This window comes from Sphingomonas sp. CCH9-E2 (genome assembly GCF_001557215.1).
GTDB lineage: Bacteria > Pseudomonadota > Alphaproteobacteria > Sphingomonadales > Sphingomonadaceae > Sphingomonas.
The window spans coordinates 18,468-27,484 of record NZ_LSJM01000108.1 but is presented as its reverse complement, the minus strand read 5'-3'; the positions used below and the strand labels follow the sequence as shown (position 1 = coordinate 27,484).

At 65.8% G+C, this 9,017-nt stretch carries 9 protein-coding genes; 4 read left to right on the top strand and 5 right to left on the bottom strand.

The window, feature by feature from the left end; translation table 11 throughout:
* Positions 1–258: 258 nt before the first annotated feature.
* Complete coding sequence (dgoD, locus tag AX681_RS05930; protein WP_066660191.1) at positions 259–1,395, bottom strand: galactonate dehydratase; 1,137 nt, start codon at positions 1,393–1,395, stop codon at positions 259–261.
* 117 nt (positions 1,396–1,512) lie between these two features.
* On the opposite strand from dgoD, the gene AX681_RS05925 reads away from it, so the two are divergent.
* From AX681_RS05925 to AX681_RS05910, 4 genes are all read left to right on the top strand, one after another.
* Positions 1,513–2,391, top strand: a complete 879-nt coding sequence (locus AX681_RS05925; protein WP_066660188.1) for a 2-dehydro-3-deoxygalactonokinase — start codon at positions 1,513–1,515, stop codon at positions 2,389–2,391.
* Positions 2,388–3,023: a 2-dehydro-3-deoxy-6-phosphogalactonate aldolase gene (locus AX681_RS05920; RefSeq protein ID WP_066660186.1), complete on the top strand. Its 636-nt coding sequence runs from the start codon at positions 2,388–2,390 to the stop codon at positions 3,021–3,023. Before AX681_RS05925 ends, AX681_RS05920 begins: the two co-directional genes overlap by 4 nt.
* Before the next feature lies 1 nt (position 3,024).
* Positions 3,025–3,942, top strand: a complete 918-nt coding sequence (locus AX681_RS05915) for a Gfo/Idh/MocA family protein (RefSeq protein ID WP_066681937.1) — start codon at positions 3,025–3,027, stop codon at positions 3,940–3,942.
* Positions 3,943–4,045: 103 nt separating this feature from the next.
* Entirely contained in the window at positions 4,046–4,756 is a 711-nt protein-coding gene (locus AX681_RS05910) for a FadR/GntR family transcriptional regulator (RefSeq protein ID WP_231733860.1), read from the top strand.
* On the opposite strand, the gene AX681_RS05905 is transcribed toward AX681_RS05910, so the two are convergent.
* From AX681_RS05905 to AX681_RS05890, 4 genes are read right to left on the bottom strand one after another with little or no spacing between them, the layout of a single operon-like run.
* Positions 4,710–6,068: an extracellular solute-binding protein gene (locus tag AX681_RS05905; RefSeq protein ID WP_082738151.1), complete on the bottom strand. Its 1,359-nt coding sequence runs from the start codon at positions 6,066–6,068 to the stop codon at positions 4,710–4,712. The two genes, AX681_RS05910 and AX681_RS05905, sit on opposite strands and share 47 nt — an antisense overlap.
* A complete protein-coding gene (locus tag AX681_RS05900) occupies positions 6,065–6,922 on the bottom strand; it encodes a carbohydrate ABC transporter permease (protein WP_082738149.1) in 858 nt (285 codons plus the stop codon). The genes AX681_RS05905 and AX681_RS05900 overlap by 4 nt, the downstream gene beginning before the upstream one ends.
* Positions 6,912–7,790 (bottom strand): carbohydrate ABC transporter permease, encoded by an 879-nt coding sequence (locus AX681_RS05895; RefSeq protein WP_066664792.1) that lies wholly within the window; start codon positions 7,788–7,790, stop codon positions 6,912–6,914. Before AX681_RS05895 ends, AX681_RS05900 begins: the two co-directional genes overlap by 11 nt.
* Positions 7,787–8,884 carry an ABC transporter ATP-binding protein gene (locus AX681_RS05890; protein WP_066664790.1) on the bottom strand — a complete coding sequence of 366 codons (1,098 nt, stop codon included), beginning with the start codon at positions 8,882–8,884 and terminating at the stop codon, positions 7,787–7,789. Before AX681_RS05890 ends, AX681_RS05895 begins: the two co-directional genes overlap by 4 nt.
* Between the last annotated feature and the right edge of the window lie 133 nt (positions 8,885–9,017).

The window sequence follows — 9,017 nt, the reverse complement described above, 5'->3', positions numbered from 1 at the left end:
CGCGGGCGATTCCTGCGCATCCGGAGCGGGATCCGCCGTTTCCTGGGCCCACACCGGCGCTGCCGCGAGCGCGATCGCCGCCACGGAGCCGGTGCACCGGATCAGAGTTCTCAAACGCATGAATATCCTCCCCATTTGATCGTTCGCATCGAGCTGGTCGCATGAACCGCGACTCTTCTTGCCTCCGCTATAGAAGCCCAGCGGCCGTAGTGGCAAGGTAATTATAAGATTTATCGGATATTGGGATCATCGGCGGCCTCACCACTCCGCAAAGCTGCCGTCTGCCTGTCGCCAGATCGGATTCCGCCAGCGCACCTTGTCGGCATGCGCCGCACGGACGGCGGCTTCGTCGACCTCGACGCCCAGGCCCGGACCGGTCGGGATGGGCAGATAGCCGTCAACCGGCGTCAGCACGTCGGGATTGGCGCAGAAGTGCAGCAAATCGTGGCCGGCATTATAGTGGATGCCGAGCGACATCTCCTGCAGCACGACATTGGGCGTGCATCCGGCGAGTTGGAGGCAGGCCGCGAGCGCGAGCGGGCCGAGCGGACAGTGCGGCGCTACGGCGACGTCGTAGGCTTCGGCCATCGCCGCGATCCGGCGGCACTCGCTGAGCCCCCCGGCATGGCTGAGGTCGGGCTGGATGATATCGACCGCGCCGCTGGAGAGAAGCGATTTGAAGTCCCAGCGTGAATAGAGCCGCTCGCCCAAGGCGATCGGGATGCTGACCTGGCTCGAAATCTGGGTCAGCACTTCGGGATTTTCTGACAGGATCGGCTCTTCGATGAAGAGCAGTCCCAGCGGTTCGAGCGCTTTGGCAAGTTGCTTCGCCATGCCGCGATGCACCCGACCATGAAAATCAAGGCCCACATCCATCCCGGCCGCCTGTGCGGCGCGAACCCGCTCCACCACGTCGTCGAACCGGGGTGCGGTGAGATAGTCCAGTTCGGACGTGGCATTCATCTTGACCGCCGAGAAGCCCTGCGCTTTGCGCGCCGCCGCGGCTTCACCGACGTCGTCGGGGCGGTCCCCGCCGATCCAGGCATAGGCACGGACCTTGTCGCGGACCTGACCGCCGAGCATCTCCCACGCCGGAAGGCCGTAGTGGCGCCCCTTGAGATCCCACAGCGCCTGGTCGAGCCCGGCGAGGGCCGACATCAGCACCGCGCCGCCGCGATAAAAGCCGCCGCGATAGGCGACCTGCCACACATCCTCGATCCGGCGCGGGTCGGCGCCGATGAAACGATCACGCAGCGATTCGAATGCACCATCGACCGCCTCGCTATGTCCTTCGAGGCTCGCTTCGCCCCACCCGAAACAGCCATCCTCCGCCTCGACGCGGACGAACAGCCAACGGGGCGGGACGTGAAACGTCTCGATACGCGCAATCTTCATGGTCACCTCAAAACCCCAGGTCATTAAACCTATTTATCTGATAAATTGTATCTAGCAAGGGCGGGACGTGGCTGTATGATCCGCCGCGATGGAACCGAGACGTAAAGTGAGCCGCCGATGAGCTGGCGCGAGGGGTATATCGCGGTCGATTGGGGATCGACCAATCGTCGTGCCTATTCGGTCGATCCTGCGGGCCGCGTGATCGCGAAGCTGGAGGATGCCAAGGGCGTTCTGTCGGTCGCGCCGGGCGGGTTCGATGACGCTGCAGCGGAAATCCGCGCGGCACTGGGCGACCGTGCGATGCTGGTTGCCGGGATGGCCGGGTCGAACCGCGGCTGGCGTGAGGCGCCCTATGTCGACTGCCCCGCCGATGCGCAGGCGCTGGCGGCAGCGATCTGCTGGATCGAAGCCGGGCGGGTCGGCATTGTGCCGGGCGTATGCCAGCGCGGGACTGGCGCGGACGTGATGCGCGGCGAGGAAGTGCAGGCGCTGGGCGCTGTCGCCGCGGAGCTGGTGCCGGGCGACGGGCTGATCTGCCATCCCGGCACCCACGCCAAGTGGATTGCGCTGCGCGACGGCCGGATCGACGCGTTTCGCACGATGATGACGGGGGAGCTGTTCGCGGTATTGCGCGATCATTCGATCTTGTCCGCGCAAATGGTCGGCGATGTCGTTGCGGACGAATCCTTTGCTGCCGGCGTTGCCGATGCATTGGACGGTTCCGACCTGCTTGCATCGCTGTTTGGCATTCGCGCGCGGCATTTGCTCGGCGGCGGGCGGAGCGATGCGCGCTATGCCAGCGGCTTGCTGATTGGCAGCGACGTGCGGGCCGCGCTGGTGGGTCGCGCGCCGGGTGGCACTGTCGCGCTCGTCGGCGCGCCCGCGCTGTGCGCGCTCTATTCCGCTGCGCTCGGTCAGACTGGGACCCTTGGCAACGTAATCGATAGCGAGGCGGCGTTTCTGGCCGGCATTCGCCGCATCACGGAGTTTCTATGACTGGTTCGCTTGAAGCCTTCACGACCCACTTTGCCGCCTGTCCGCTGATCGCGATCATTCGCGGCGTCACTCCGGACGCGGTCGAGGCGGTTGGCGATGCGCTGGTCGAGGCGGGCATCCGCATCATCGAGGTGCCGCTGAATTCGCCCGATCCGCTGGCGAGCGTCGAGCGGCTGTCTCGCCGCCTTGGCGACGCTGCGCTGATCGGTGCTGGCACCGTGTTGACGGTCGATCAGGTGACGCAGGTCGCGGATGCCGGGGGGCAGATCATCGTGTCGCCGTGCGTCAATCCGCAGGTGATCGCCGCCACCGCTGCAGCCGGCCTAGTGTCGGCCCCCGGCTATTTCACACCCAGCGAAGCGTTCACCGCGCTCGAAGCGGGTGCGCATGTGCTCAAGCTGTTTCCCGCCGAGGCGGCGTCGCCCGCCGTGGTGAAGGCCCAGCGTGCCGTGCTTCCGCGCGACGTCCCGCTGGTCGTGGTCGGCGGAATTACTCCCAATGCAATGGCACCCTATGTCGCTGCGGGGGCCGACGGCTTTGGGCTCGGCGGTGCGCTCTATCGACCCGGGCAAGCCAGCGCGGAGGTCGCCGCGCAGGCCCGCGCGTTCGTCGCGGCGATCGGAGCGCGATAGGATGATCCGCGTCGCCATCATCGGATTCGGCAAAATCGCTGCGGACCAGCATTTGCCAGCCATTGCCGCCGATCCACGCTTCGAGCTGGTTGCGGTCGCCACACCCGCTGACGATCCGGGCATCGGTGTGCCCTGGTACGCCGACGCCGCGGAACTTCTGACGGCGATGGGCGGGGCGGCGGACGCGATCGCGATCTGTACGCCGCCCAGCGCGCGCCATGATCTCGCCCGCGACGCGTTGTGCGCCGGGTTCGACGTGCTGCTCGAAAAGCCGCCCACGACGACGCTAGGTGAGCTCGACGCGCTGAACGCGTTGGCACAGGAGGGGGGCCGGGTGCTCTACACCGCGTGGCATTCCCAATTCGCGCCAGGGGTTGCCCCGGCGGCCGCGCTGCTGGCGGATGCAGTCATCGAGACGTTGGATGTTTCGTGGCGCGAAGACGTGCGCAAATGGCATCCGGGTCAGGAGTGGATCTGGAATGCCGGCGGGTTCGGTGTGTTCGATACCGGAATCAACGCGCTGTCGATTCTGTCGCAGATTGCGCCAATGCCGCTGCTCGTCCGCGCCGCCACGCTATCGGTGCCGGAGAACCGCCAGGCTCCGATTGCCGCGTCGATCGACTTCATCGGCGGGGACTGGCGCGCCGAGTTCGACTGGCGGTTCGATGCGGGGGAGGAGTGGATCATCCGGATCGGGACGCAGGACGGACGCGCGATCGAACTGCGCGACGGTGGCGCACGTCTGATAGTCGACGGCGCTGATCAACCGCTCGATGACCTGGGCGAGTATCCACAGATCTACGATCGTTTCGCCACGCTGATCGACGCGCGCGCCTGCGCCATCGATCGCGAGCCGCTGCGCATCGCCGCCGACGCCTTCATGGTTGCGCGCCGCGAAAGCGTTGCAGCATTCCCATGACCCGCGTTACTAACGCCGATGATGCGTACCACTGCCTGTGTTCGACCGAAGCTCGCGCCCCGTGCGCAGAACGGAGCCTGACCGCATGGAGGCTGACTCGCCAATGTTGAGCTCCGCCGCGATTGGCGGGCGAAACCTGACCTATGGGCTGCTCGATTCGCTGGGTCGGGCGATCGTCACCGGTCATTACGACGCGCGCGTCTTTCCGACCGAGGCGGACCTGGCCAAGCAGCACGGCGTTAGCCGGTCCGTGACACGCGAAGCCGTCAAGATGCTGACCGCAAAGGGCCTGCTTACCGCGCGCCCGCGCAAGGGCACGACGGTCCAGCGTCCTGCGCACTGGAATCTGTTCGACGCCGATGTGCTGCGCTGGCTGCTCGAACGCACCTTCTCGCTCGAGCTGCTGCGTCAGTTCACCGAGCTGCGGATCGCGATCGAACCTGCCGCCGCCGGGCTGGCGGCGCGCTCCGCCGATGCGGCGGGTCTGGCGCTGATCCAGGCCGGCTATCGCCGCATGGAGGCAGCCGAGAATGGCGAGGACGATCCGCTCGAGGCGGATATCGCGTTTCATGTCGCGATCCTCGCTGCCTCGGCGAACCCGTTCTACGCGCAGTTCCGAGATGTCGTGGAAACCGCGCTGCGCACCTCGATCCGCTTTACCAACCGGTTCAAGGGTCGGACCGCCAGCCTGCCGCAGCACCGCGAGGTGCTGAGCGCGATCGAGGCGCGCGATCCCGATGCGGCGCGCGACGGGATGATCGCGCTGATTACGGACGTGATGACGCTGATCGACGAGGCGGGGAAGAAGGGCTGACCACCGGGAGTTCGGCGAGCAGCTCGTTCACGCGGCGCTCCCCGTCGGCCAGCGCCTGATCGACGCTCTTCTGACCCGTGATCGCAGCGCCGACCTCTTCGCCGACCAGTCGTTCGATCGCCGACTGACGCTGGACATAGCCGGGCAGCGGGTGTCCGATGGTCGCCAGCGGCGCGATCTCTGCGCGATGCGGCATGGCCTTGAACGCTGCGGAGTCGATATCCTTGCGCACGGCCGGCAGGTGGCCGGTACGCGCCCAGTCCAGATTATGCGCGGTCATGAAGGCGAAGAAGCGCGCGATCATCGCCCGCTGCGCCGGCGTGCGTTCGCGCTTGGGCACGACCCAGACATGGCCGCTGACAAACTCGGCATGTTTTCCCCATAGCCGTGGATAAGGGTAAACCGCGTAATTTCCGTACAGCGGCCGGCCTGGGGTCATCGAATCCTGATGGAACTGGTCGATCATCCACGTGCCCGTCGGATAAATGCCACCTTCGCCGCTCAGGAATGCCGCGATGGCGGCGGGAGTGTCCTGGTCGAGCGTCCCCAGCCCTTCCTGCGTCAGCGCCTTGAAATAATTGACGACGCGACGCGCCTCGGGCGTCTGCAACTTGATGTGCAGCGGATCGGGGAAGATCACCGCGTCCTGCGCCATCAGATAAGTGTAGAGCGTCCGCGTCTGCGCCGCCGTGTCGGCGACGAGGCTTTGCAGGAGATAGGGCTTGCCGGTGCGCGCCTTGAACTGGCGGGCATGGGCGAGCAGTTCCTCGGCCGATTGCGGGAGGATCGGCTTGCCGTCGCGCATCAGCCCCGCCTGTGCGAACAGCTTGGTGTTAACGTGATACAGGCCGCCATGCGTGTCCCAGGGCAGGCCGTAGAGCCGGTTGTCGACCGTCGCGGCCATGCGGCTGGCGTCGGTGAACTGGTCGGGCTTCAGCCCGGCCGCCTCAAGATAGGGCTCGACCGGTTCGAGCAGTCCGCGCGCGGCGTAGTCCGAGATCACCCCGCCATGCATGCTGACGATGTCCGGCGGATCGCCCGCTGCAAACTGCGCGCTCAGCTGCGGATAGCCGGGCCATGCGACGACGTTGCTGCTGACCGGCGCACCGGCGTTCTCGGCGTTGAATTTGTTGATCATCGACGTGATGATCCCGCATTCGCCCTTGGCCGCGGCGACATCGGTTGCGGTGCCATAGGCCGCGCCGCATTCGCCGAAGAAACGCTGCAGATAGATTTTCCCGTCGTCGGCGCCGCTGCTGCTGCCGCAGCCGGTGGCGAGGAGGGCAAGGCCGAGTGCGAGCGCTATCCTCATCGCGACGCCGTCCCCGCCATCGACTGGACGATGTGCTTCTGGAACAGGACGTAGACGATGAAGATCGGCACCGAAGCAAACACCGCCTGCGCCATCAGGAAGCCGAGGCCGCTGGTCTGGGCATAGTTCATCTGGGCCGAGGCGAGGCCGACGGTCAGCGTGTACATGTCGCTGCGCGTCGCGGAGATGAGCGGCCACCAATAGCTGTTCCAGCTGGCGAGGAAGGTGAACACGCCGAGCGTCGCCTGGGCGGGCAGGGTGAGCGGCAGGAGCACGCTCCAGAAGATGCGCAGCCGCGACGCTCCGTCGAGCATCGCCGCCTCGTCGAGGTCACGCGGGATCGCACGAAAATACTGGGTCATGAAGAACACGCCAAAGGGTCCGGCCAGCCCGGGCAGGATCAGTCCGGGAAAGCTGTTGTGGAGGTGGAGCGCGGCGAACAGCTGGTGCTGCGGCAGGATCACTGCCTGTTCGGGGATCGCCAGCCCAAGCAGGACGAAGACGAACAGGGTGCGGCGGAAGGGGAAGTCGAGCCGCGCAAAGCCGTAGCCCGCCAGGCTGCACAGCGCGAGCACGCCGATGGTGGTCCCGACCGACACGATCAGGCTGTTCAGCAACCAGCGGAACACCTGATCCCCCGACAGGATCGCCCAGTAGTTTTCGAGCGTGTAGGGAAACTGGAGCGCGGCGCCGCTGTTGCCGACCAGCGCCTGGTTGGACTTGAGCGAGAGCAGGATCGTCCAGATCAGCGGCGCCAGCATCACCGCCGCCGCGAGCAGCAGCGCGATCAGCGTTGCGGGACGGACGCGACCCTCGCCCGGGCGGAACGATGTGATCGTGCGATCAGCGACCATTGCCCGCCTCCGTGTTTCGCATCGTGAACCAATATTGGGCAAGTGTCAGCGCGACGATGAGCAGGAACAGCACCTCAGCCGCAGCCGCGGCATAACCGAGCTCCCAGCGCCAGAAGGCCGTTTCGAACATGAACAAGACCATGGTGCGCGTCGCACCATTGGGGCCGCCGGCGGTCAGCAGCTGCGTTTGTCCGAACAATTGCAGCTGTGCCGCCGTCTGCAGCATCACCACCAGCACCAATGTGCGGCGGAGCGAGGGCAGGGTGATCCGCCACAGGATCGTCCAGCGGCTCGCGCGATCAAGTGCGGCGGCCTCATAGATGTCGCCCGGGATCTGCTGAAGCCCGGCGAGGAACAGCATCATCGGCAATCCGATCGACCACCAGATCGTGGTGATCGCCAGCGCCCAGAGCGCCAATGTCGGGTCGCTCAGAAACGGTAGCGGCGGCGTTCCGAAAACCTGCGCGACTTCGCCGAGCAATCCTGCATCGGGGGCCAGCACGAAGCGCCAGATCAGCGTCACGATCGTCACCGACAGCACCGACGAGGAAAAGAAGATGCCGCGAAACACGGCCGCGTCGCGGGTCGGGCGGTTCAGTGCGAGCGCGAGCAACAGCGAGAGCACGGTCAGGATCGGCACGATCATCGCCGCGAGCAGCAGCGTTTGAACGATCGCAGCGTGGAAGGTCGGATCGCCCGCCAGTCTGATATAGTTGTCGAAGCCGACGAAACTGCCCCCGCCGAACAGGTCGACGCGCTTCATGCTCAGACCGATGCCCGCGAATAGGGGATAGATCAGGATGAGCAGATAGATGAGCAGGAACGGGGCAACGAACCCGAAACTGGCAAGGCGATCACCGCGTCTCATACGGCGCCATCCACTGCCTGCGCATGATGGCCCACGCCGTTACAGTCGAACAGATGCGCCGCCGCGCCATCGATGCGCAGCCGCACCCGATCGCCGAGTTTGACGGTGCTCCCCCCGGCGTCCTCGGCGGTAATCTCCTGCCCGTCGTTCAGCTTGGCATAGACAAGTGTGCGGTCGCCGAGCCGCTCGACCAGCAGCACTTCGGCGTCGCATGCGCCTTCGCCCGCTGCCGCGACGCGGACATGTTCGGGGCGCAGGCCGAGTTCGACCGGGCCGGAGGGCAGGGCGGCGCGATCGATGCGTGTCGGAACCTCGGTGCCGTCGCCCAGCCGAACGCGCGCGGGGCCGTCGCCTGGGACCAGCGTGGCCGGCAGCAACGTCATCGCCGGCGATCCGACGAAGCGCGCGACAAAGCTGTTCGCCGGGCGGGTATAGATGTCCATCGGCGCGCCGATCTGCTGGATGCGGCGGTCGTTCATCACCACGATCCGGTCGGCCAGCGTCATCGCCTCGGCCTGGTCATGCGTCACCATGATGATCGCCGCGTCGACACGACGGCGCAGCTGGGCGAGTTCGACCCGAGTACGGGTGCGCAGCGCGGCGTCTAGGTTCGAGAGCGGTTCGTCGAACAGGAACAGCTTGGGATGCTTGACGATCGCGCGGCCGATCGCGACGCGCTGGCGCTGGCCGCCCGACATCTGCGCCGGTTTCTTGTCGAGCTGGCTTTCGATCTCCAGCACAGCAGCCGCCTGGGCGATGCGGGCATCGATCTCGGCCTGAGGCACGCGCGCGTTGCGGAGCCCGAACGCCATATTCTCCCGCACTGTCATGTGCGGGTAGAGCGCATAGGCCTGAAACACCATGGCGACGTCGCGTGCGCCAGGATGCAACTGGTCGATGCGCTTGCCAGCCAGCACGACCTCACCCGCGTCAACGGTTTCGAGGCCGGCGATGATGCGGAGCAGGGTCGACTTGCCGCTGCCAGATGGCCCGAGAAATGCGATGAACTCGCGGTCGGCCATGCTCAACGATACATCGTCGAGGACCGGCGTTTCTCCATAGGCCTTGCGGACGTTACGAAGCTCGAGGCTCACTGCGGCATCCCATATTATCTTATTTATCGCACTTTTTAGCGAATGCTCGCAGGGCGTCAATCCATCCGACCGCGATCATCGGCGGAGCATGCCTGATCCGGCAAGGGGAAACCACTCTCGCATTTATCGTATA